This is a genomic window from Aminobacter aminovorans (assembly GCF_900445235.1).
Lineage (GTDB): Bacteria > Pseudomonadota > Alphaproteobacteria > Rhizobiales > Rhizobiaceae > Aminobacter > Aminobacter aminovorans.
This window is the reverse complement of the sequence record NZ_UFSM01000001.1, coordinates 2885827-2908481: the sequence shown is the minus strand read 5'-3', so window position 1 is coordinate 2908481 and position 22655 is coordinate 2885827. Positions and strand designations below refer to the sequence as shown.

The 22655-nt window shown below is 63.5% G+C and carries 28 protein-coding genes and 1 pseudogene; 17 read left to right on the top strand and 12 right to left on the bottom strand.

Annotated features, from left to right (window positions below; all coding sequences use genetic code 11):
* The first annotated feature begins 23 nt into the window (after positions 1-23).
* The gene (locus tag DY201_RS14325) at positions 24-473 is read left to right on the top strand and encodes a MarR family winged helix-turn-helix transcriptional regulator (protein WP_115731773.1); all 450 of its coding nucleotides are present in this window, start codon (positions 24-26) and stop codon (positions 471-473) included.
* A gap of 4 nt (positions 474-477) precedes the next feature.
* Here DY201_RS14325 and DY201_RS14320 read toward each other — a convergent pair whose 3' ends face one another.
* The 3 genes from DY201_RS14320 to DY201_RS14310 all read right to left on the bottom strand — a co-directional run bounded on the left by DY201_RS14320 (position 478) and on the right by DY201_RS14310 (position 2530).
* The gene (locus DY201_RS14320) at positions 478-1362 is read right to left on the bottom strand and encodes a protein-methionine-sulfoxide reductase heme-binding subunit MsrQ (RefSeq protein WP_115731772.1); all 885 of its coding nucleotides are present in this window, start codon (positions 1360-1362) and stop codon (positions 478-480) included.
* 135 nt (positions 1363-1497) lie between these two features.
* Positions 1498-2109: a pyridoxamine 5'-phosphate oxidase family protein gene (locus tag DY201_RS14315; RefSeq protein ID WP_115731771.1), complete on the bottom strand. Its 612-nt coding sequence runs from the start codon at positions 2107-2109 to the stop codon at positions 1498-1500.
* Between the two features lie 67 nt (positions 2110-2176).
* Complete coding sequence (locus DY201_RS14310; RefSeq protein ID WP_115731770.1) at positions 2177-2530, bottom strand: gamma-butyrobetaine hydroxylase family protein; 354 nt, start codon at positions 2528-2530, stop codon at positions 2177-2179.
* 207 nt (positions 2531-2737) lie between these two features.
* Between DY201_RS14310 and moaA the strand changes: the two genes are divergently transcribed.
* The 12 genes and pseudogenes from moaA (at position 2738) to DY201_RS14250 (ending at position 11943) form a co-directional block, all read left to right on the top strand.
* The gene (gene moaA / locus DY201_RS14305) at positions 2738-3733 is read left to right on the top strand and encodes a GTP 3',8-cyclase MoaA (RefSeq protein ID WP_115731769.1); all 996 of its coding nucleotides are present in this window, start codon (positions 2738-2740) and stop codon (positions 3731-3733) included.
* An 80-nt stretch (positions 3734-3813) separates the two neighbouring features.
* A complete protein-coding gene (locus tag DY201_RS14300) occupies positions 3814-4800 on the top strand; it encodes a hypothetical protein (RefSeq protein WP_115731768.1) in 987 nt (328 codons plus the stop codon).
* Positions 4801-4975: pseudogene (locus DY201_RS29490) on the top strand (GTP 3',8-cyclase MoaA); the annotation flags it as partial.
* Positions 4976-5023: 48 nt separating this feature from the next.
* Positions 5024-5494, top strand: a complete 471-nt coding sequence (locus DY201_RS14290) for a hypothetical protein (RefSeq protein WP_131922293.1) — start codon at positions 5024-5026, stop codon at positions 5492-5494.
* 92 nt (positions 5495-5586) lie between these two features.
* The gene (locus tag DY201_RS14285) at positions 5587-6507 is read left to right on the top strand and encodes a DMT family transporter (RefSeq protein WP_165915875.1); all 921 of its coding nucleotides are present in this window, start codon (positions 5587-5589) and stop codon (positions 6505-6507) included.
* A gap of 2 nt (positions 6508-6509) precedes the next feature.
* Entirely contained in the window at positions 6510-7133 is a 624-nt protein-coding gene (mobA, locus tag DY201_RS14280) for a molybdenum cofactor guanylyltransferase MobA (RefSeq protein ID WP_115731765.1), read from the top strand.
* Positions 7133-7645 carry a molybdopterin-guanine dinucleotide biosynthesis protein B gene (mobB, locus tag DY201_RS14275; protein ID WP_115731764.1) on the top strand — a complete coding sequence of 171 codons (513 nt, stop codon included), beginning with the start codon at positions 7133-7135 and terminating at the stop codon, positions 7643-7645. The genes mobA and mobB overlap by 1 nt, the downstream gene beginning before the upstream one ends.
* Positions 7646-7805: 160 nt before the next feature.
* Positions 7806-8582, top strand: a complete 777-nt coding sequence (locus DY201_RS14270) for an ABC transporter substrate-binding protein (RefSeq protein ID WP_115731763.1) — start codon at positions 7806-7808, stop codon at positions 8580-8582.
* Positions 8583-8715: 133 nt separating this feature from the next.
* Positions 8716-9429, top strand: coding sequence for an ABC transporter permease (locus tag DY201_RS14265; protein ID WP_115731762.1), 714 nt, complete (start codon positions 8716-8718; stop codon positions 9427-9429).
* Positions 9426-10256: an ABC transporter permease gene (locus tag DY201_RS14260; RefSeq protein ID WP_115731761.1), complete on the top strand. Its 831-nt coding sequence runs from the start codon at positions 9426-9428 to the stop codon at positions 10254-10256. The genes DY201_RS14265 and DY201_RS14260 overlap by 4 nt, the downstream gene beginning before the upstream one ends.
* 109 nt (positions 10257-10365) lie before the next feature.
* Positions 10366-11235: an NAD(P)-dependent oxidoreductase gene (locus tag DY201_RS14255; RefSeq protein ID WP_115731760.1), complete on the top strand. Its 870-nt coding sequence runs from the start codon at positions 10366-10368 to the stop codon at positions 11233-11235.
* A 9-nt stretch (positions 11236-11244) separates the two neighbouring features.
* Complete coding sequence (locus DY201_RS14250) at positions 11245-11943, top strand: DNA alkylation repair protein (protein WP_115731759.1); 699 nt, start codon at positions 11245-11247, stop codon at positions 11941-11943.
* Here DY201_RS14250 and DY201_RS14245 read toward each other — a convergent pair whose 3' ends face one another.
* The 4 genes from DY201_RS14245 to DY201_RS14230 form a co-directional block, all read right to left on the bottom strand.
* Positions 11944-12435 (bottom strand): Lrp/AsnC family transcriptional regulator, encoded by a 492-nt coding sequence (locus tag DY201_RS14245; RefSeq protein ID WP_067961212.1) that lies wholly within the window; start codon positions 12433-12435, stop codon positions 11944-11946. It lies immediately after the preceding gene.
* A gap of 108 nt (positions 12436-12543) precedes the next feature.
* Positions 12544-13161, bottom strand: a complete 618-nt coding sequence (locus DY201_RS14240) for a uracil-DNA glycosylase family protein (protein WP_115731758.1) — start codon at positions 13159-13161, stop codon at positions 12544-12546.
* Between the two features lie 2 nt (positions 13162-13163).
* A complete protein-coding gene (locus DY201_RS14235) occupies positions 13164-13775 on the bottom strand; it encodes a glutathione S-transferase (protein ID WP_115733795.1) in 612 nt (203 codons plus the stop codon).
* A 47-nt stretch (positions 13776-13822) separates the two neighbouring features.
* Entirely contained in the window at positions 13823-14440 is a 618-nt protein-coding gene (locus tag DY201_RS14230) for a thermonuclease family protein (protein WP_115731757.1), read from the bottom strand.
* A 77-nt stretch (positions 14441-14517) separates the two neighbouring features.
* Here DY201_RS14230 and DY201_RS14225 point away from each other — a divergent pair, with 77 nt between their 5' ends.
* Positions 14518-16032: a sensor histidine kinase gene (locus tag DY201_RS14225; RefSeq protein WP_115731756.1), complete on the top strand. Its 1515-nt coding sequence runs from the start codon at positions 14518-14520 to the stop codon at positions 16030-16032.
* A gap of 160 nt (positions 16033-16192) precedes the next feature.
* Here the strand turns inward: DY201_RS14225 and DY201_RS14220 are convergent, their stop codons facing one another.
* The gene (locus DY201_RS14220) at positions 16193-17188 is read right to left on the bottom strand and encodes a nicotinate-nucleotide--dimethylbenzimidazole phosphoribosyltransferase (protein ID WP_115731755.1); all 996 of its coding nucleotides are present in this window, start codon (positions 17186-17188) and stop codon (positions 16193-16195) included.
* A gap of 186 nt (positions 17189-17374) precedes the next feature.
* On the opposite strand from DY201_RS14220, the gene DY201_RS14215 reads away from it, so the two are divergent.
* Entirely contained in the window at positions 17375-17605 is a 231-nt protein-coding gene (locus tag DY201_RS14215) for a DUF1289 domain-containing protein (RefSeq protein WP_115733794.1), read from the top strand.
* Between the two features lie 15 nt (positions 17606-17620).
* Entirely contained in the window at positions 17621-18322 is a 702-nt protein-coding gene (locus DY201_RS14210; RefSeq protein ID WP_115731754.1) for a TIGR02281 family clan AA aspartic protease, read from the top strand.
* A gap of 4 nt (positions 18323-18326) precedes the next feature.
* On the opposite strand, the gene DY201_RS14205 is transcribed toward DY201_RS14210, so the two are convergent.
* The 3 genes from DY201_RS14205 to fmdA all read right to left on the bottom strand — a co-directional run bounded on the left by DY201_RS14205 (position 18327) and on the right by fmdA (position 20540).
* Positions 18327-18626, bottom strand: coding sequence for an FmdB family zinc ribbon protein (locus DY201_RS14205; RefSeq protein WP_115733793.1), 300 nt, complete (start codon positions 18624-18626; stop codon positions 18327-18329).
* A gap of 105 nt (positions 18627-18731) precedes the next feature.
* Positions 18732-19244 carry an AmiS/UreI family transporter gene (locus tag DY201_RS14200; protein ID WP_115731753.1) on the bottom strand — a complete coding sequence of 171 codons (513 nt, stop codon included), beginning with the start codon at positions 19242-19244 and terminating at the stop codon, positions 18732-18734.
* A 69-nt stretch (positions 19245-19313) separates the two neighbouring features.
* Positions 19314-20540 carry a formamidase gene (gene fmdA / locus DY201_RS14195; RefSeq protein ID WP_115731752.1) on the bottom strand — a complete coding sequence of 409 codons (1227 nt, stop codon included), beginning with the start codon at positions 20538-20540 and terminating at the stop codon, positions 19314-19316.
* 364 nt (positions 20541-20904) lie between these two features.
* Between fmdA and DY201_RS14190 the strand changes: the two genes are divergently transcribed.
* The gene (locus tag DY201_RS14190) at positions 20905-21642 is read left to right on the top strand and encodes a response regulator (RefSeq protein WP_115731751.1); all 738 of its coding nucleotides are present in this window, start codon (positions 20905-20907) and stop codon (positions 21640-21642) included.
* Here DY201_RS14190 and DY201_RS14185 read toward each other — a convergent pair.
* The gene (locus DY201_RS14185) at positions 21627-22634 is read right to left on the bottom strand and encodes an ATP-binding protein (RefSeq protein ID WP_245431999.1); all 1008 of its coding nucleotides are present in this window, start codon (positions 22632-22634) and stop codon (positions 21627-21629) included. The two genes, DY201_RS14190 and DY201_RS14185, sit on opposite strands and share 16 nt — an antisense overlap.
* Positions 22635-22655: the final 21 nt, after the last annotated feature.

Genomic DNA, 22655 nt, shown 5'->3' with positions numbered 1-22655 from the left:
TCATGAACAATAATAGTTCAATCATGAACAATAAGCAAGATTTGCCGTGGGATAACCCGCGGTTCCGCAATTGGGTTGCCGTGGCCAAGGCGTGCCACTCGATGGAGCGTGCCCTGGCGAGCGCGCTGCAGCCGCACGATCTCAAGCCGGCGCAGCTCGATGTCCTGATGAACCTCTATCGCCATCCCGGCATTTCGCAGCACGACCTGGCCCGCAAGCTGCTGGTCGGCCGCTCGAACATCACCATGCTGCTGCCGCAGCTGGAAAAGCGCGCGCTGGTCAGGCGGGAGGCCGACGCCAAGGACCGCCGGGTGATGCGGCTGACGCTGACCGAAGACGGCGGGGCGCTGTTGATGCGGGCCTTGAAAGCCTATGGCGCCTTGATCGAAAAGGCGATGAGCGCATCGACTCCCGAACAATGCGACCTGATCGGCGCGCACATGTTGCGCGTCGCCGATGCGCTGAAGGAGTAGCCGCTCAGGCTGCTGCCCTGGCGGCTCGCCTGCCCCGCGGCGCCTGCGCCTTGCCCATGGACCTGATCAAGCCGAGCACGGCTGCGGCAAGGCCCGTCGCCAGCACCCACCAGCCCGGCCGGATCGTGTAGGAAAACTGCAGGTTGGCCCACAGCACGCGGGCGGGCGGCACCCCGGTCGCCAGCCCGTACCAGGCCGCCTCGACAATCACCGTCGACAACGCAGCGATGACCGCGATCGCGATAAGCACCAGCGGCGACGTCAGGCTGAGCCCGCGCCAGTGCGCTAGCCGGTAGAACATCAAGAGCATGAAAAAGCCCGCCATCAGTGTCGGCTCATAGACATCGGCCTTGGACTGCATGAAGAAATGCAGCGCAGCCAGGATACCGATGCCATAGACGAACTTGTGCAGCCGGTTCCAGTTGCGACCAAGCTTCTTGATCGCCGCGTCGGTCGACGTCGCACCGAGAGCGACAAGCCCGAGCAGCGCGACGAAGCCGATGGTGAGATAGATGCGAAGCGCGATCTCGCTGACGACGCGCACCACGTCCCAGTTCTGGTCGAAGAAATAGAGCACGAGATGGCCGAGCGCATAGGCGAGCGCTGCGATACCGAGCATGCGACGGATGAGGATCAGCTTTGGCCATTGGCCGATGCGGCGCAGCGGCGTCACTGCCAGCGACATCAACAGGAAGCGGATCGCCCAATCGCCGGTTTCATGGATGGCGGCGGTGAAGGGCCGTGGCCCGAGCAGCGTGCCGGCGCCGGCGCCTTGCGGAAAGCCTTTCACCGCGTAGTAGCCAAGCAGCAATGCCGGCACCAACGTTCCGGCAAAGGCCAAAGCCTTGAGCGGCGAGAGTTTTCCGGCGCGGTCAGTCCAGGGCGTCATTCCAAAAAGCTCCAGCAGTTTTGCCGGTATACGTCGATAACGCCCGCTGAGTTACACCAACGCAATCACTTTGTTTTGAGCCCGGTTGCCGCGCTGACGGCCCAAAACGCTGCCTCGGGGCGCCCGTTCAACGATCTACCACATCGACTTGCTGGCGCGCTCCGGCCATTCGCGATCATAGGTTTCGCCATCGATGCCGGCGCGGCTGGTGACCGCAAGGATCTGTCCCGGCGTCGGCAGCGTCTTCGGATCGACATGACGCTCGGGGTTCCACAGTTCCGACCGCACGATCGCGCGCGCGCACTGGAAATAGACGGCATCGACGTCGATCACCGTCACCGAACGCGCCGGCTTGCCTTCGACTGCAAAGGACCCACACAGCTCCGCGTCGACGCTGATATGGGCACGACCATTGACGCGCAGCGTCGTGCCGGAACCCGGCACCAGAAACAGCAGCGCGACGCGCGGATCGCGGATGATGTTCCTCAGCGAGTCGGCGCGGTTGTTGCCGCGGCGGTCCGGCATCATCAGCGTGCGTGGATCATGGATGCGGACGAAGCCGGCGAGATCGCCGCGCGGCGAGCAGTCGAGCCCCTCCGGTCCGCTTGTCGCCAGCGAGACGAAGGGTGAGGCTTCGATGAAGGCGGCATATTCGGGAATGACGTGATCGAGCTCCTTCACCAGCGAGGTTTCGCCGGGAACGCCATACAGCGCCTCGAGCTGTTCCACCGTTGAAATGAGCGACATCGTCCGTACCCTCTTCCTGCTTCGATGCTGCTGCGCTTAGCCGGCCAATATGAACGGCAAAAGACAGTCAGCGGTCGCGGCTCAATCCATTTTGCGCCAGCTCGTCGAGATATTCCTGCCAGCGCTTGTCCTTGTCGTGTCCGAGCGTATGCAGATAGTTCCAGGTGAAGATGCCGGTGTCGTGGAAATCGTCGAAGGTGATGCGTACGGCATAATTGCCGACCGGCTCGACCTTGAGGATGGCGACCTCTTTCTTGCCAGGCACCGTCACCCGCTGCTCAGGCGAATGGCCCTGCACCTCGGCGGAGGGCGAAAGCACGCGCAGCAACTCGGCCGAAAGCTCGAACGGGCGATGGTCCGGAAACGTCACCGTCAACAGCTTGCGGTCCTTGGAGACCCTCAATTCCTTCGGTGCCGTCATGATCCGCCCTGCCGTTGTGAGATGCCATTCACTACTGCGCTTCGGACGTCGCGGAAAGCGCTAAGACAGCGCCAGGACGGCAAAGCTGGCAGAGTCACTCCGAGGCAACAAACTTTCATCTTGATTGACATGCACAAGCGTACAACATAGCCGTATAATGACAGTGCCGGCCAAGGCACCACGGAACGGGAAACGGAAGCGCAGACCATGGATATGATCGATCCTTTCGGTCGCTCGATCAGTTATCTGCGCGTGTCGGTTACCGACCGCTGCGACTTCCGTTGCACCTATTGCATGGCCGAAGACATGGCCTTCCTGCCAAAGAAGGACCTGTTGTCGCTCGAAGAACTCGACCGGCTTTGCTCGGTCTTCGTCGAAAAGGGCGTCAAGAAGCTGCGCCTGACCGGTGGCGAACCTTTGGTGCGCAAGAACGTCATGCACCTCATTCGCCAGCTGTCGCGCCATCTCGACAGCGGCGCACTGGAAGAGCTGACGCTGACCACCAATGGCTCGCAGCTGTCGCGCTTCGCTGCCGAACTGGCCGATTGCGGCGTCAAGCGCATCAATGTTTCGCTCGACACGCTCGATCCCGACAAGTTCCACGCCATCACGCGCTGGGGCCATCTCGCCAAGGTGATGGAAGGCATTGATGCCGCCCAGGCGGCCGGCCTGCACATCAAGATCAACGCGGTTGCCCTCAAGGGCTTCAACGACACCGAGATCCCTGAAATCCTGCGCTGGGCCAATGGCCGTGGCATGGACCTGACGGTCATCGAGACGATGCCTATGGGCGAGATCGATGCCGACCGCACCGACCAGTATCTGCCGCTGTCACTGCTGAGAGCCAATCTCGAGCGGCAATTCACGTTGACCGACATCCCGTTCAAGACAGGCGGACCGGCGCGTTACGTCGATGTCGCTGAAACCGGCGGAAAGCTGGGCTTTATCACGCCGATGACGCATAATTTCTGCGAGAGCTGCAATCGCGTGCGCCTGACCTGCACCGGCACGCTATATATGTGCCTCGGCCAGGAGGACGCGGCCGACCTCAGGGCGCCGCTGCGCGCCTCCGAAGGCAACGAACTCTTGTCCAATGCCATCGACGAGGCGATCGGACGCAAGCCGAAGGGCCACGATTTCATCATCGACCGCCGCACCAATCGACCGTCCGTCTCCCGACACATGAGCGTGACAGGCGGCTGAACGATATCGACCTTCGTCACCCGACAACGTCCTCGTGAGGCTATGAGCATGCTTACCGGCTCGCCGCGACGTTCTCCGCAATGACGTCGGCGAAGCGTGTCGCACGCAAGCTGCAAGCGCTGTGGCGCCATGTGTTTCCGCGCGCGCCGGCGCGCCGCGTCGAAACCGTCGGCCGTGCGCGGCTTGCATACGATCCGCAGTATCCGGCGTTCGTGCGGGAGTACTATTTGTACTGTGTCGCATTGTTCCGCGAAACGCTGGCCGTGCGCGACGCGCCGGTCAATCTCGTGTTCGGCGCCTCCGAGGTCGACTGCGGCAATGCGAACCGCACGCGGCGCATCGATGTCCAGTGGGAACACACGCTGGTCATGCCGGGCGGACGCGACAGCGACGGCGCGCCGACCGGTGCCGTGCCATTGCCGGACGGCCAAGGGCACTATCTCGCCCGCGTTGTGAACCGCGCGGTGGTCGAATCGGCCGACGTGATCGTCGACTACAGCCGGCCGAATGTCGAAAACCTGCGTCGCGCCGGCGGCTTCGACGCGTATCTGGCCAAGACGATCGTGCTCGCGCCGCTGCTGTATGACACCGACGTCACCCCGGGCACGCGGCGGCGCGACGCGATCACGCTGTTTGGGGACGTCGCGCAACCGCGCCGCGCGGCGTTTCTTGAAGCGGCCCACACGGCGCGCCTGTCGCTGCTCAATGTCAGCGGTGTCTACGCGGGCGCGCCGTTGTGCAGGCTGTACCGCGACACGCGCGTGCTCGTGAACGTGCATCAGACCGGCCAGCACCACACGTTCGAGGAATTGCGCGTATTGCCGGCGCTGCTGTGCGGTGTCGTCGTCGTCAGCGAAGACGTGCCGCTGCGCGAGTCGATCGCGTATCATCCGTTCGTGGTGTGGGCGCGCTACGGCGAACTCGCCGACACGGTGCGCGCGGTGCTCGCCGACTACGCGGCCTATCGCGAACGGATCTTCGGAGACGGGCGATTCGAGGCGGTCGTCGAGCGAATGAGGCAGGACAATCGCGATGCGGTGAAGACCACGCTGCAGCGGTTGCGGTAGCGTCGCGACGCGGCCGACCTCAGGGCGCCGCTGCGCGCCTCCGAAGGCAACGAGCTTTCGTCCAATGCCACTGACGAGGCGATCGGGCGCAAGCCCATGGGCCACGATTTCATCATCGACCGCCGCCACCAATCGCCCGTCCGTCTCGCGCCATATGAGTGTGACAGGCGGCTAAGTTGCAGCTATCGTCGCCACCCGACAACGTCCTCGTGAGGTAATGGGCATGGCTTACCGGTTCGCCAGGACGTTCTCCGCAATGGTGCTGGCGATGGTGCTGGCCGCGCCTGCACTTGCCAAGCCATTTATCTACACCAATGCCCGCTTCGGCACGTCGGTGACGTTTCCGCATGAAATCTTCGTCAGCAAGGCCGAACCGCCCGAGAACGGCGACGGCATGACATTCCTGGCGTCGGATGGGGCGAGCCTCGCGATCTACGGTTCCAACAACGCGCTCGAGCAGACGCCCAGGCAGCTTGCCGACATGAGTTCCGAGGGCGTGGAGGTCACCTACCGCAAGCTGGGCAAGGACTGGATCGTACTGTCGGGCCACGACGGCAACGACATATTCTACCACCGGCTCGAATTTGGCAGGGGCGGCGTCATTCATGCCTTCCTGCTCAAATACCCAGTGTCGTCCAAGGCCAAATACGACCCGTTGGTGAGCGCCATCGCCGAGAGCCTCAACGGCCCGTGAGGCCAATCGACATGTCTGGTCCATCCGATTGGCATTGCTGTTTCACGCACCGGTGCTAAAGCCGTAAGCAACAGCAGCAACGGAAAGCCGACGTGCCACTTTCCTCGAATATTCGCGGCGCCACCTTCATGGTCGTCGCGATGGCAGCCTTTACCTTCAACGACACGCTCAGCAAGCTCGCCGCCCAGACGATCAATCCGGGCCAGCTGATGCTGGTGCGCGGGCTGTTCGCCACCACGCTGATCAGCCTTCTCGCCTGGCAGCAGGGTGCCTTGAAGGGCTACCGGAACTACTGGCATCCGATGGTGTTCCTGCGCCTTGTCGGCGAGGTTGGCGGCACGGTTTGCTTCCTCGCCGCCCTGCCCCATCTACCGTTGGGCAATATCTCGGCCGTGCTGCAGGCGCTGCCCTTGGCGGTAACCATGGGGGCAGCCCTTTTCCTCGGCGAGGCCGTCGGCTGGCGCCGCTGGCTGGCCATCGCCTCCGGTTTCGGCGGCGTCCTGATCATCGTCCGGCCGGGGTTCGAAGGCTTCAACGCGTTTTCGCTGCTGGCCCTGCTTTCGGTCGCCTTCTGCGCCGTGCGCGATCTGGCAACGCGCAAAATCCCTGGGCACATCCCGTCGCTTTTCGTCTCGACCACCACCACTGTCATCATCACCGTCACCGGGGCGCTGACCATCGTGCCGTTCGGCGGCTGGGTGCCCATGTCGGTCAATCTTGTCGCATTCCTTGCCGGCGCCGCGGTGCTGGTGCTTTTCGGCTACCAGTTCGTCATCATGGCGATGCGCGAAGGCGAAATTTCCTTCATCGCGCCGTTCCGCTACACCGCCCTGATCTGGGCGCTCTCGCTCAGCGTCTTCGTCTTCGGCGATATCCCCGACCTGGCCATGATCACGGGTGCTGCCGTCATCGTTGCTTCCGGCCTCTATTCGCTCTATCGCGAACGCGTTGTCGGCAAGGGCCGGCCGGCAGCCGAAAGCACCAGCGCTTCGATGGCACCCGACGGGATCTAGGCATGGCGGAGCAGATTGCAGGGTTGATCCTCGCCGGCGGCCGCTCCAGCCGGATGGGCGGCGCAGACAAGACGCTTCTGGCGCTTGCCGGCCGTCCCCTGACCGGCCTGGTGCTCGATCGCCTGCGCCCGCAGGTCGGTCGGATCGCCATCAACACCAATGCCGACCCCGCCGGTTTCGTCGGCTTCGGCGTCGACATCATCAGAGACACGATTGCAGGTTATCAGGGACCGCTGGCGGGAATCCTGGCCGGCATGGCGTGGGCGGCAGTCGAGCCGGACATCACGCACATCCTCAGCGTTGCCGGCGACACGCCCTTCTTCCCCGAAGATCTCGGCAAGCGACTGGCCGCGCACGCGGTCGCCGGACGCGTCGTTGCAGCCGCTTCGAACAGGCGCGTGCACCCGACATTTGCGCTGTGGCCGGTTTCGCTGCGCGAGGCGCTTGCAGGGTTTCTGGAAAGCGGCGATACCCGCAGAGTGATGACTTTTCTTGAGCAGGCAGGCCTCGACGTGGTGGATTTTCCGGTGACGCAACGTGGTTCCGTTGAAGTCGACCCGTTCTTCAACATCAACACGCCCGACGACCTTGCCCAGGCTGCGCGTATCATCGACGAGGCAGACTGATGACGCATCGCGTTTTCGGCATCACCGGCTGGAAGAACTCCGGCAAGACGACTTTGACCGAACGCCTGGTGACGGAACTGGTCAGACGCGGCTGGAGGGTCTCGACCATCAAGCATGCCCACCACGATTTCGACATAGACAAGCCGGGCGCTGACAGCTTTCGCCATCGCGAGGCTGGGGCCACGGAAGTCGCCATCGTGTCGGGGCGGCGCTGGGCGTTGATGCACGAGCTGCGCAACGAAACCGAGCCCACGCTCGACGAGGTTCTCGAGAGAATCGCTCCTTGCGATCTGGTGCTGGTCGAAGGCTACAAGCGCGAGCACCATCTCAAGATCGAGGCACGCCGGCTCGCGGCCAAGGACCGCTCGCCATTGACATCGAACGACCCTTCGATCGTTGCCGTCGCCGCCGACCATCCGGTCGAAGGCGAGCAGGTTCCGGTGTTCGGCATCGACGACATCACGGTGATCGCCGACTTCGTCGAAGCGCGCACCGGCCTCGCCGCGCAGTGACGCTGCGTCACCGCGCTTGCCCGATCGCCCGCTCGCAAATCCCCTTTTCGCGATTGATTTTTAACTGAAAACAGTGGGAGTATCGCCGCCAGCGGCGGAGTTCATCCGCTCAACGGCCGCCATGGACGGGAACCGGCCGAAGCGAACAGAGAGGAACATCATGGGTATTTCCAAGCGTATTGCCCTGGCTGCGACCGCGGCCCTGGCGCTCACCATCTGTATGGCGCAGGCGCAGGAAAAGACGATCAAGATCGCCACCGAAGGCGCATACCCTCCCTACAATAACCTGACATCCGACGGTAAGCTCGTCGGCTTCGACGTCGACATCGCCAATGCGCTTTGCGAGGAGATGAAGGTCAAGTGCGAGATCGTCGCCCAGGAATGGGACGGCATGATCCCCGCGCTCCAGGCCGGCAAGTTCGACGCCATCATCGCCCAGATGTCGATCACGCCTGAGCGCAAGGAAAAGATCGACTTCTCCAAGAAGTACATCAACACGCCAGCCGTGATCGCCGCCGCCAAGGACAGCGACATCAAGGGCGTGACCAAGGAAGACCTCGCCGGCAAGACCATCGGCGTCCAGGGCTCGACCATTCACTACAACTACGCCGAGAAGGTCTTCACCGACAGCACGATCAAGTCCTATCCGACCGCTGACGAATACAAGCTCGACATGGCCAACGGCCGCCTCGACGCGGTCAGCGATGACGCCGTGACGATGGGCGCCTGGCTGGAAACGCCAGATGGCGCATGCTGCAAGATTGTCGGCACCATCCCGAACATGCCCGAGATCCACGGCGATGGCGCCGGCGTCGGCGTGCGCAAGGGCGACGCGCTCGCGGATCAGTTCTCTGCCGCCATCGATGCTATCCGCGCCAACGGAAAGTACAAGGAAATCAACGACAAGTACTTCAAGTTCGACGCCTACGGCAGCTGAGCCGTCAATGCTGTGAAAACTGCACAAGCGGCGGGACAAGTTCCCGCCGTTTGGCTAACATGAGCACAATGACAAGCCGTCGACAAAGACGGTGGCACTCCCGCCAAGGGAGGCCAATGGGGGCAGCATACCGATGCAAAGCGTGTGGACGCTTCTGAGTTTCGGGCCTGACGGATGGGGTGACGATCTCGCGCGTGGCGTGCTCGTCACAGTTTCGCTTGCCCTTGTGACATTGCCGCTGGGCCTGCTGATCGGCTTTCTGGTCGCATTGGCCAAGCAGTCCGGCGAACCTTCGATGCGGCTCGCCGGCAACATCTACACCACCATCTTCCGCGGCCTGCCGGAACTGCTGACGCTGTTTCTGGTGTTCTACGGCGCCCAGATCGGCATCCAGCAGGCTGTGCGGCTGGTGCGGCCGGAGGCGGTTGTCGAGATCAACAGCTTCGTCGCCGGCATGGTTGCTCTCGGCGTCGTCTTCTCGTCCTACGCCAGCGAGGTTTTCCTCTCGGCCTTCCGCGCCATTCCGCGTGGCCAGTATGAAGGCGGTTATTCCGTCGGCCTGTCGCCGCGCCAGACGATGCGACTGGTGATCCTGCCGCAGCTCATCCGCATCGCCCTGCCCGGTCTCTCCAACCTGTGGCTGATCCTGCTCAAGGACACGGCCCTGGTTTCGGCCATCGGCCTGACCGACATCGTGCGCCAGAGCAGCATTGCCGCGCGCGTCACCAAGCAGGCATTCATGTTCTTCGGCGTCGCCTGCCTCATCTATCTCGCGCTCGCCATCATCTCTTCCTTCGGCATCGGCGCCATCGAGCGCTGGGTCGGCAAGCGGGCGGCACAGCGATGAGCGCGACCGACGGAACCACTGTGAAAGTGCAACGGCCCGCAGCGCCACCGCGCGGATGGTCGCGTGAACGCATCCTGGGCTGGGTCCTTGTCTGTCTCTGGATCCTGCTCGGCGCCGGCCTGGTCACCTATCTGTTCAGCGCCTGGAATCCGGAGCTTTTCGCCAAATATGCGCCGTCCTACCTGTCAGGCCTCTATGTCACGCTGACGCTGGTGGCGATATCCATCGTCCTCGGCGCCATCCTGTCGGTTCCGATCTGTTATGCCCGCATGTCGAAGAACCGCGTTCTGAACGCGATTTCCTACGCTTATGTCTATTTCTTCCGTGGCACGCCGCTGCTCGCCCAGACCTTCCTGATCTATTACGGCTTCGGCTCGTTCCGGCCACAGCTCGAGGCCATCGGCCTGTGGGGTTTCTTCCGTGAAGCCTGGTACTGCGCCGTCTTCGCCTTTGCCCTCAACACCGCCGCCTATCAGGCCGAGATCATGCGCGGGGCGATCGAGAGCGTCGGCAAGGGCCAGTGGGAGGCGGCGTCCGCCCTTGGCCTGTCGAAGCTACAGACGCTCTACAAGATCATCTTGCCGCAGGCCCTGATCGTGGCGCTGAGGCCGTATGGCAACGAGATCATCCTGATGATCAAGGGCTCGGCCATCGTGGCCATCATCACGGTCTATGACCTGATGGGCGAGACGCGCCGCGCCTTTTCGCGCACCTTCGACTTCCAGACCTATCTTTGGGCCGCCCTGCTCTATCTGTCGCTGGTCGAAATCCTGCGCCATCTGGTGGACTGGATCGAAAGGCGTATCACCCGCCATCTGCACCGCTGATCTCATCTGCTAGTCTCGGGCGCTGGTCCAACCATCATCGGCTTGACGAATCCGTTCCATCGCATAGACCACGGACACCAGAGCATTTTGCACTTCGAAAGGGTGAGCCATGGCATCGGTCGCGTTCCTTGGTCTAGGCGTTATGGGCTATCCCATGGCCGGACATCTCAAGAACAAGGGCGGCCACAACGTCACCGTCTACAACCGCACCACAGCGAAGGCCGAGAAATGGGCTGCCCAGCATGGCGGCGCCTTTGCCGCGACGCCCGCCGAAGCCGCCGATGGCAAGGACTTCGTCTTTGCCTGTGTCGGCAATGACGACGACCTGCGCGAAGTCACGACCGGCGCCAGGGGCGCATTCGGCTCGATGAAGAAGGGCGCCATATTCGTCGACAACACCACCGCCTCGGCCGAGGTGGCACGCGAGCTCGACACCGCCGCCAAGGCAGGCGGCTTCCACTTTCTCGACGCCCCGGTCTCGGGCGGCCAGGCCGGCGCCGAAAACGGCGTCCTGACCGTCATGGTCGGCGGCGAGCAGGAACCCTTCGAGCGCGCCCGCCCTGTCATCGGTTCCTTTGCCCGCATGGTTGGCCTGATGGGGCCTGCAGGCGCCGGCCAGCTAACCAAGATGATCAACCAGATCTGCATCGCCGGCCTCGTCCAGGGCCTCGCCGAGGGCATCCATTTCGGCAAGAAGGCCGGCCTCGACATCGAAAAGGTCGTCGACGTCATCTCCAAGGGTGCCGCCGGCTCCTGGCAGATGGAAAACCGCCACAAGACGATGAATGCCGGCAAGTATGATTTCGGCTTCGCCGTCGACTGGATGCGCAAGGATCTCGGCATTTGCCTTGAAGAGGCCGACCGCAACGGCGCCAAGCTGCCGGTGACCGCCCTGGTCGACCAGTTCTACAAGGACGTGCAGGGCATGGGCGGCAAGCGCTGGGATACCTCGTCCCTGCTCGCCCGCCTCGAGAAATAGAGCGGCACAATGGCGCTGTCGTCGGCTTCGACTGTCGATGAAATCATCGCGCATCTGCGCACGCTGGCCTCGCAAGAGAACCTAGCCGGCATGGCCCGATTCGGCATCGCCACCGACCGCGCACTCGGCATCCCCAACGCCGTTACCAACCCCATCGCCCGCCTGCTCAAGCGCGATCACGCCCGCGCTCTGGGCCTATGGGCGACAGGCATTCGCGAAGCGCGCATCCTGTCGGCAGCGACCGACGAGCCGACAAAGGTGACGCGCGCCCAGATCGACGCGATGGCCGCCCAGTTCGACAGCTGGGAGATCGTCGATCACGCAGCTCATCTCATCTGCGCTGCAAATCTGGCTCACGAGATCATCCCGGCCTATGCCGCCGACGAGCGCGAATTCGTCCGCCGCGCGGCCTTCTCGACGATCGCGACCGCTGCGGTGCACCTCAAGAAGGAGCCGGACGAGACCTTCCTCGGCTGGCTCAGGCTTGTCGAGGCACAGGCGGGTGACAGCAGAAACTTCGTCAAGAAAGCCGTAAACTGGGCGCTACGCCAGACCGGCAAGCGCTCGCCTGCCCTCCACGCACCCGCCTTGCGGCTGGCGGAGAAACTGGCGACGTCAACAGACAAGACGGCGAAATGGATCGGCAAGGACGCCGTGCGCGAACTCACCGATCCCAGGATTGTCGAACGCCTGAGCGCGAAAGCCTGATCAGGCTGCCGACGCGCCGCTCTCCTTGTCGAGGATCATGTAGTCGAGCGGCATTTCGGTCGTGTATTTGATCTGCTCCATGGCGAAAGACGACGACACGTCACGGATCTCGATCTTGGCGATCAGGCGCTTGTAGAAGGCGTCATAGGCGCCGATATCGGGGACCACGACACGCAGGAGATAGTCGACGTCGCCGCTCATGCGGTAGAACTCGATGACCTCCGGAAACTCCTGGATCACCTCTGAGAAGCGGCGCAGCCATTCATGGCTGTGCGAATTCGTGCGGATCGCCACGAACACGGTGACCCGCGCATTGATCTTTTCCGGATCGAGCAGCGCCACGCGGCGCTTGATGACGCCCTCTTCTTCGAGCTTCTGGATACGGCGCCAGCACGGCGTAGTGGACAAGCCGACTTTCTTGGCGACGTCAGCCACGGCCAAGGTCGCGTCCTCCTGGAGGAGGCGGAGGATTTTCCGGTCAAGGCGGTCCATATCTGGGCTCCGTTAGAAAAGGTTCGCCATAATCCTGTCATTTGCGCCATCATACAAGAAAGGAATTCTCCCAACACCCTGTATATTCGGTATCGTATTCCATACCGCCTAGGGAAGGCGACGTTGGATTTCCGCCTTAAGAAAAGGCAGCAATTCCATTTCGAACCAGGGATTCCGCTTGATCCAGCCGGTGTTGCGCCAGGACGGATGCGGTAAAGGCAGCACATGCGGCGAAGACGAACGCGCCCAGACAGCCCGCCAGTCGGCGACGGTGTCGGTCAAGGATGCCCCGCGCGCCGCGCCCATGTGCCAGCGCTGCGCGTACTGGCCGATCGCCAGCACGAGATCGATCTGCGGCATCAGTTGCATCAGCCGGCCCCGCCAGGCCATTGCGCATTCCCTTCGCGGCGGCAGATCGCCGCCCTTGGCATCCTGGCCGGGGAAGCAAAAGCCCATCGGCACGATGGCAAAGGCATCCGGATCATAGAAGGTCTCCGACGGCACGCCCAGCCAATCGCGCAGGCGGTCGCCAGATGCGTCGGTGAAAGGCGCTCCGCTCAGATGGACCCTGGTGCCCGGCGCCTGCCCGGCAACGAGGATGCGCGCAGTGGAAGACGGCACCACCACCGGCCGTGGCTCATGCGGCAAGGGCTTGCCCAATGGCTGCTCGACGCAGATGCGGCAAGCCTTGATCTCGGCGACGAGGCTGTCGAGTTTGGCCGACATGATCAGGCGGCAGCGCTCGGGCGTGCCGCCAGCGCCCGATACCAGCGCTGCACATGGGTAAACGCCTCCGGCATCACGATCTTCGCCGGCTTCATGAAGTCGATGGCGCACAACCCGGTTATGTCAGCGATGGAATAGTCGGCCCCGGCGGCGAATTCGCGCGCGGCGAGTTCCTTGTCGAGCAAGGCCAGGAACTCGATGGCCTTCGGCCGGTTGACCTCCCCCCATTCGGGCACCTGGGGGATTTCCCACTCCTTCATCGCCGGATGGGTATGGCGGAAGGCGAAGGCCACCGGCTGGAACAGGTTCTGCTCGATCCGCCTTTGCCACATCTCGACCTTGGCCTTGCCGAGCGCACTGCTGCCGAACAAGGCCGGCTCCGGATGAAGCTCCTCGAAATAGCGGCAGATGGCGACCGTTTCGGTGAGGATGGTGCCGTCGTCGAGTTCAAGCACCGGCAGTCGCTGCAGCGGATTGCGCGAGGAGACATCAGCTTTCTTGTGTTCCATCGCTCCCATGTCGACGGAAACCCGGGGCACATCGATGCCTTTTTCGGCCAGGAACACGCGCACGCGCCTGGGGTTCGGCGCCCGTCCCCCGTCAAATAGCTTCATTTCTGCCTCCTCAGACTTGTACTGATCCTGCAAGCATAAGCCGCAAGCTACGAGAACCGAAAGATTTCCCGCAGCCAGTTGAGCATGCGCCCATAGCTGCCATGCTCGATTTCAACCATGTCGCCATGCATGTTGCGCCAATCGCGCGGACGGTCGAAGTCGCCGGCCCACAGGCCCTTTCGGCCCAGCCGCGCTGTGGCTTCCTCCGCTTCATAGCCACCATAGGCAACAGCCCAGCCGGCTTCCACCTGCGAACGGTTGAGATCGGTTCCGGCAGCCGTGCATTCGCCAAGCAGGCGGCCGTAACGGTCGCGCTCCCAGCCGGCGCAACGCACCTGGCGGCCACTGACAAGTTTGGAGAGCGCCTCGCGCGAACGGCGGCCACAGGGATAGCCAGCGCCGTCCTTCCGGCAAATCTGGGAATATTCCGGCGCATCGATGCCGCGCAGGCGGATACGCTCGCCACCGAGCGTGATCGAATCACCGTCATTGACGACGGCGACCCCTTCCGTCCTGCGCGTTTCCACCCGGTCGAGGCGCGCCGAAACCAGGATCAGCAGCCCGAGCACGGCAAACGCCAGCGCATAGTCGAGAATCTTGCGCCAACGACTGCGCGGACGCCTGAAATACCGCTGCCGCGGCCTGCCCGACCACGAACGGCTCATATGGCAAACAATCCCTTAATCATTCGGACGTAGCGTGCAGACTTGAAGATAAGCGCGCGCGAAAACTGAATTATCACATGCCGTTGCAACGCTCTAACACGGCGGACAAGATCATTGTGGACCGCAGGAAACGCCATCGCAACAGCGATGTCGCTCGTGCTGTGCGCAAGACACGCGATCAATTGGCCCAGCAGCCGGGCGGCCTGGCTTTCGACCGCGAACTGCTGAAGCTGCACGCTCGTTCGATCAGGGCCAATTCGGCAACCCTGCCGCTGCTCGTCGTCATCTTCGCCGGCATCGGGTTTTTGCTCGGCGCGGACGATGCCATCCTCAAATGGTCGCTGGTCGCGATGATGGGTTATGTCGGGTTGGCCTTGCTTGCCCGCCGCGCCGACGAGGCAGCGCCTGCGGCGATGACGCCGTCGGCCATCCGGCGCAATTTCTTCATTGGCCATTTCGTCACCGGCCTCGCCTGGGCCTATCTCGCCGCCATGACCTGTGCGGCCTGCGAACCCGGCCTGCTGTCGGTCGTCAAAGGCGTCTTCCTGCTCGTCGCCATGGCCGCGACCGCAATCGTCGCGTCGTCGCTGCGCGGCGCGCTGGCCGCCACTTTCGTCGTTCCCGTCGCCGCCTATGCCGCCTTCGGCGTCAAGCTGTCCGAGCCGCTTGGCATCGTCATGGTCGCGCTGCTGGTCGCTGCCTTGCCCTTCTTTTCGCTCGTCGCCGGGATCAAGAAGCGGTCAGCGCTGCTGCTGATGGCCGCACGGTCCGAAATGGACGCGCTGATTGCCGAACTGGAGACGGCAAAATCGATGTCGGACGAGGCCCGCCGCCGCGCCGAAGACGCCAATCTCGCCAAGTCGCGATTCCTGGCCACGATGAGCCATGAGTTGCGCACGCCACTCAATGCCATCCTCGGCTTCTCGGAAGTGATGGCCAGCGAAGTGCTCGGCCCGATCAACAGCCCGACCTATCGCGAATATTCCCGCGACATCCACCAGTCGGGCCAGCACCTGCTCGACCTCATCAACGAGATCCTCGACCTGTCGCGCATCGAGGCCGGCCGCTATCAGCTCAACGAAGAGCCGCTGATGTTGCTCCAGGTGGTCGAGGATTGCTGCCACATGATGGAGCTCAAGGCACGCAACAAGGATCTCAAGATCGTCGAGCAGTTCGAGCCGACGCTGCCGCGCCTGCTCGGCGACGAACGCGCCATCCGACAGATCACGCTCAATCTTCTGTCCAACGCCATCAAATTCTCGCCGACGGGCAGCGAAATCCGCGTCCGTGTCGGCTGGACCGCCGGCGGCGGTCAGTACATCTCGGTCAAGGACAAGGGCCCGGGCATTCCCGCCGACGAGATCCCCGTCGTGCTTTCGGCGTTCGGCCAGGGCTCGATCGCCATCAAGAGCGCCGAACAGGGAACCGGCCTTGGCCTGCCCATCGTCCAGGGCCTGCTTGCGCTGCATGGCGGTGAGTTCGAATTGCGCTCGAAGCTGCGCGAAGGCACCGAGGCCATCGCGGTCTTCCCGCCGGCCCGGGTCATCGACGACCTGCCTTCGCTGGCGCGCAGCACCGCCGGCCGCCGCTAAGCAACTCCAAGGAAGGTGCGACGCGGTTTTCCCTAGGAATTGCGCAATGCAAAATAGGGCAAATCAGAGAAAAGCGTGAAGCTGTTTCCCCTGGGGAATCGCGCGGAAACAAGAAGCTGGAGCGGTTCCGCTGTTCGAAGAAACGCGGAAATGCGCGATATCACCGGATAGCCGCTGCCATTCCCGAGCTGATCTGCGCCGCCGTCCTGACCAAGCCTGCGGCAAGCCCCGCACCAACCGCCTCGCCATGGTCGATGCCAAGCCCGAGCAAGGGCCGCGCGCCGAGCTTGGCCAGCAGGCGGGCATGGCCCGGCTCGGTCGAGACATGCGAAAACATGCAATGGTCGAGCGCCGTCCGGTCGACGGCGAAAAGCACGGCGGCTGCAGCGGTCGTGGCGAAGCCGTCGAGCAGCACCGGAATCTTTTCCATGCGCGCCGCAAGGATGGCACCGGCGATGGCCGCGAATTCACGCCCGCCGACCCGACGCAAAGCGTCGAACGGGTCCTTGATGTGAGGGCCATGCAGCGCCAGCGCGCGGTCGACCATTTCGGCTTTGCGCGCCTGCATGGCGGCATCGGCCCCGGAACCCGGCCCGACCCAGTCGGCGCCCTTGCCGCCGAACAGTGCCGCGCAAAGGGCCGCGGCAACCGTCGTGTTGGCAACGCCGAGGTCGCCGATGCAGAACAGATCGCTGCCGCCGGCAATCGCCTCCATGCCGAAAGCCATGGTGGCGGCGCAGCCGCGTTCGTCCAGCGCCGGCTCGACGGTGATGTCCGATGTCGGCAGGTGCAGCGCCAGATCGAGTACCTTCAGCCCGAGATCGTTGGCAAGGCAGATCTGGTTGATCGCAGCACCGCCGGCAGCGCACAGCTCGACGCGCTGGGCCGTCGCTTCCATCGCCCGCGGCGACACGCCCTGTGCGGCGACACCGTGATTGCCGGCGAAGATCGCGACCATCGGCTTGAGCACCGAGGGTGGCGCGCGGCCCGTCCAGCGCGCCAGCCAGGCCGCGATGTCCTCGATGCGGCCAAGCGAGCCTTTCGGCTTGTCTGTCTTGGCAAACAGCGCCCAGACCTTGCCGGCCTGGGCGACATCGCCCTCGGGCAGATGCGCAAACAGGTTGCGGAAATCGTCAAAGGGGGAAGCGCTGGTCATGGGTGCTGCCTGCCGTTCGTCATGGTCATGCGCGGCATAGCCGCCTCGACGATCGAAAACAATCGCGAGATCGCATCCAGGCGGCGAGACGTGACGTCGCGGGATAGCGCTTGCAATGACGCGCAGGCTACATCATCTGTGGCGGGCCGGTGTTAAACATCGGTGCGAGGCCCCATGGACGCCACGATGACGGCAATAGAAACCCCTTGCATCATGCTGTGCTCGATCGACGATGCGACGGGCTATTGCTTCGGTTGCGGCCGTACCCGCGACGAGGTTGGCGCCTGGTACAAGATGACGCCGGAGGCGCGCCGCGCCGTCATGGCCACCTTGCCCGCCCGCCTCGAGACCATCGAGCGCAAGCCGCGCCGCGAAACGCGCCGCGCGCGGATGGCCCGAGAAAATGCGTCCAGCTGAGGATACCAGACAGAGATGAGCCGGCTTTACTGGGTCGTCATTGCCGTGCTCGGCGGCGGGCTGTTGCTCTTGCTGCTCAACCATTCGTCGGGCGAAACGCTCGGCCTCAACAATGACAGCTTCGGCCAGTTGATCTACGCCGGCGCGCTGTTGCTGGTCATCGGCGCCGGCGTCCTGCGCCGTGGCACGCGCTTCGGTGACACGGTGCGCAGCCTGGCAATGTGGGTGGTGATCGTTCTGGTGTTTGTCGCCGGCTATCAGTACCGATACGAACTGCAGGACGTCGCCAGCCGTGTCACCGCCGGCCTCGTGCCGGGAAGCCCGATGTCGGCGCTGGATGGCGATGGCCGCGCGACCGTCACCCTGGACAAACTGACCAACGGACATTTCGGCGCGCGGATGCAAGTCAACGGCCAGACCATCGATGTCATGGTCGACACGGGCGCCACAACCACCGTCCTGACCGTGGCCGATGCCCGCCGCGCCGGCTTCGATCTCGAAAGCCTGAGCTTCACCGTGCCGGTCTCGACTGCCAACGGCATTGCGCATGCGGCACGGGTCACGGCGGCGAGCGTCCAGCTCGGCACCATCGAACGCAGGAACCTGCCGATGCTCGTTGCCGACCAGGGGCTCGAGCAGAGCCTGCTCGGCATGAACTTCATCGGCTCGTTGTCGGGCTTCGACGTGCGCGGCGACAGGATGATCCTGCGCGACTAGGGCTCTAGTGGCCGATCGACCATTTCTTGCGTGTCGGCACAGGCTTGTTGCCGATCTTGCACAAGGCGCAGCCACAACCGGCAAGATGCGCCTTCTTCACCACTTTTGGTTCGGTGCCGCTGGCCTCCGACCGGGCCAATGCGCGGCGCAACTTGCCGTTCATCAGGCTCAGGCGTGGTGCGGCCACGTCGCGCTTGCTTTGCTCCTCGCATTGCGGACAGGCGCACGCCCGAAGCGCGTCCTGCATCGGCACCCATTCTTCAAACGGTCCGCAATCGTCGCAAACATAATTGTAGAGCGGCATGACCAGCCTCCAGAAAGCATCCATTGAAACGATATGGCGGGCAAAACAGCCCTCGCCCGCCCGCAAGCGGCCAAGCGCGCCAACGCCTGGCCGGAAAAGCCGGCGTCAGAGCTTGCCGTCGAGCAGCAGGAAGCCCGGCAGCCAGCCGGTGACGATGCCGGCAAGCAGCGTGACCACCGCCGTCAGCCGCAGGATCGGCCGCTGCAGCGCCAGCAGCAGGAAATACAGGAACCACAGCACGCCCCAGATCACCCAGTTGGACGCGAGCCAGAAATCGGTCGACGTCTGGGCGGTGGAAAGTCCTTGTACCGCGACCGGGATGGTGGTGATGGCGACGAACAGGCTGAACCAGCCGAGGCCGCGCCCGTCGACCTTCACCACCCTGTTGTAAGCCACCCAAAAATAGGTCGCCGAAAACAGGATCGTCAGCGCCGCCCCCCTGATCGAGGCAGTATCGGCAGCGGGTCCGAACGCCCAGGCGAGCGACGCGCACAGCGTGACGACACCCGAGACCACGTTGATGACGACGATTTCCCGGTCTTCGATCTTTCCGAGAAGCCAAAGTCCGTTCAGAAAAAGGACGGCCCCGACATAAAGCAAAGCAAATCCAAGCAGCATGAATCCCTCCCAGGAGAGCGCCGGCCAGGTCCGGCCTGACCGTCGCTTCATTGTTGTTGCGCAGCCTGATCAGCTCGTCTTGGCGACGTCGGCCTTGAAGTCCTGCTTCTTGGGCCCGAGCGCATTGGGATTGATGTCGAAGTCGAAGATCGCCGTAGGAATGGCCAGGGTGGCGCAGACATTGGGGATGTCGACGATGCCGGCGATGCGCCCCTCGACCGGCGCGGTGCCGAGGATCATGTAGGCCTGCTCGCCGGAATAGCCGAACTTCTTGAGGTATTCGATGGCATTCAGGCAGGCCCGGCGATAGGCGACGTGAGCGTCGAGGTAATATTGCTCGCCGGTATGCTCATCGACCGAGATGCCCTCGAAGATGAGGTAGTCGTCGAAGTGCGGATCGATCGGGCTTGGCTTGAAGATCGGGTTGATGACGCCGTATTTCGCCATGCCGCCCTTGATGACGTCGACGCTGATGTCGACCCAGCCAGCCATTTCGATGGCGCCGCAGAAGGTGATCTCGCCGTCGCCCTGCGAGAAATGGATGTCGCCCATCGAGAGCCCGCCGCCCTTCACATAGACAGGAAAGTAGACCTTCGAACCGCGCGACAGGTTCTTGATGTCGCAGTTGCCGCCATGTTCGCGCGGCGGAACCGTGCGCCAGGCTTCGGCCGCGGCCTTCCTGGCTGCATCGCCCTTCATCTGGCCCATCAGCGCCGTGTCGGCATATGGCAGGGCCGCCAGCGGCGGCACGCGGCCGGGGTCGGTCGCCACCAGTTCGGCTTCACGCCGGTTGGCTTCGGCAAGCAGCTTGTGGTCAGGCAGGCAGCCGATCAGTCCGGGATGGATGATGCCGGGGTAGCGCACGCCAGGAATGTGGCGCGACGTCGTATAGATGCCGTGGAAATCCCAGCAGGACTTGCTTGCCTCCGGATAATGCTCGGTCAGGAAGCCACCGCCGTTTTCCTTGGCGAACAGGCCGTTGAAGCCCCATTCCGAATCGGGCTTGGCGCCAAGATCAAGAATGTCGACAACCAGCAGGTCGCCGGGTTCGGCGCCGTCGACGCCGAACGGGCCACTGAGATAGTGGACGCGCGTCAGGTCGACGTCGCGGACGTCATTGGCGCTGTTGTTGTTGCCGATCTGGCCTCCCGTCCAGTCGTGGCATTCCACCCGGTAGGTGTGTCCGGGCTTGAGGTGATCGACCATCGGAATATCAGGATGCCATCGATTATGCGTCTTGATGGCATGATCTTCGGGCGCCTTGTTCAGATCGACTGAGAATACTGTCTGTGGCATGCGGCTGTTCCTCCTCATTGCCGGCGTGCAGGAGGGTGGCTTGCGCGCCGTCCCCGTTGCTGCGCCGGGCAGCGCGACGCCGCCCGGCATCACCGTGCGTCGCCAAGCTAGGAGCGGCATGTAATCGCCATGCATCGGAAAGCGGGCCGTATTGTAATTTTTTGTAACCAAACGGATGGCAGCAGGCATGGGCCGCGCAAGGCGACCCATCAATTTCAGCTAGAATTTTCAGTGTATTAGACAGACATTCCCGCGCAGGAAGGATGTCGATCTGCCCGCACCCGCGGGTCGGCGGCGCCGACCGCGACCAATGGCCATCTTCCCTTCTCGACCGGGCCCATGAATTGCGATTATCGTAGCTGCCATGTCAGTTGCCGAGCCAAGATCACGCATTCTCATTGTCGATGACGATCGTCGGCTGTGCAGCTTTCTGGAAAAATTCCTGACCAGCGAAAGTTACGCCATCGTCAGCGCCCATGACGGGCGTTCGATGCGGCGTGCGCTGGCCGACGAGGCCTTCGATCTCGTCATCCTCGACCTTGGCTTTCCCGTCGGCGAGGACGGCGTAACGCTGGCGCGCAGCATGCGCTCGCAATACGACCTGCCGCTGATCGTGCTGTCGGGCAAGAACAGCACGATCGACAAGGTCGTCTGCCTCGAACTCGGGGCCGACGACTACATCACCAAGCCTTTCGAACCGCGCGAACTCCTGGCGCGGGTGCGCACGGTGATGCGGCGTTTTGCCAAGCGCATCAACCTGCCCGAGCAGGCAGAAGTGGATCGCTCGGCCGCCGTCTGTTTCGATGGCTGGCAGCTCGATCCCGCACGCTACAAGCTGTCGTCGCCGAACGGCGAGAATGTGCGGCTCACCAGCCAGGAGTTCCAGATCCTGTCGGCGCTGGTCGAACGGCGCGGCCGCATCCTGTCGCGCGAGCAGATCCTCGACATCGTCGCCAACCGCAACTGGACGCCCTATGACCGCAGCATCGACGTGCTGATCGGCAAGATACGCCGCAAGTTGCGGGACAATGCGCGCGACACCCAATTCATCAAGACCATTCGCGGCGTCGGCTACATGTTCGCCCCTCAGGGCAGGGACTGAACTGCCCGCGGCAGATAGAGATTGATCCGGGTGCCCTCGTCCGGCGTGCTGGAGATGCCCAGGCGCCCGCCCGACTGGCGGACGAAGCCATCGACCATCGGCAGGCCGAGGCCACTGCCCTTTCCCGCTGCCTTGGTGGTGAACAGCGGTTCCAGCGCCCGGCGACGCACCGCCACCGGCATGCCGTGGCCGGTGTCGATGACCGAAATGACGACATACTGACCGGGCAACAGACCCGAGGCGACGCGGGCGTCATCGGGCCGGACGACAAAATTGCAGGCTTCGAACCGAAGCAGGCCGCCATCCGACATTGCATCGCGCGCGTTGAGCGCGAGGTTGAGCAGGCTGGTTTCCAATTGTGCCGGCTGAACCTCGACCTCATGCAGATCGTCCGCCAGTTCCAGCGACAACCCGATCTTGTCGTCCAGCGTGCGACGCAAGACACGCATCAGGTCGGGCAGCGCCTCACCCAGATCGACACGGGCCGTGTCACCGCCCTCGCGGCGGCCGAAATTGAGCAGGCGCGAGGTTAGCTCCGTCCCTGCCTTCACCGCCTCCAGCGCATCGTCGACCATCTGCGCCAGCTGAGGCTCGGTCCGCACATGCTCCTGCAGCCAGCGCAGATTGCCGAGCAGGACGGCCAGGATGTTGTTGAAGTCGTGCGCGATGCCGCCGGTCAGCTGTCCCATCGCCTCGATGCGCTGCATCTGGCCGAGCCGCTCGGCGACCAGGCGCTTTTCCTCCATCAGGCGCGTGCGCTCGAAGCATCGCTCCAGCGTCGCCAACAGATCGGCACTGTGGAACGGCTTGCACAGATAGTCGTAGGCGCCGGCCTGCAACGCCTCCACCGCCGTCTCGACCGAGGCATAGGCTGTGACCATCAGGCAGATGAGATCGGGGCTTTGCTGGCGAAACGCCCTGACCAGTTCGACCCCGTTGCCGACGCCCAACCGCACGTCGACAAGGGCCACCGCCGGCAGGTGCAAGGCCAAGGCGCGCTGGGCTGACGGCGG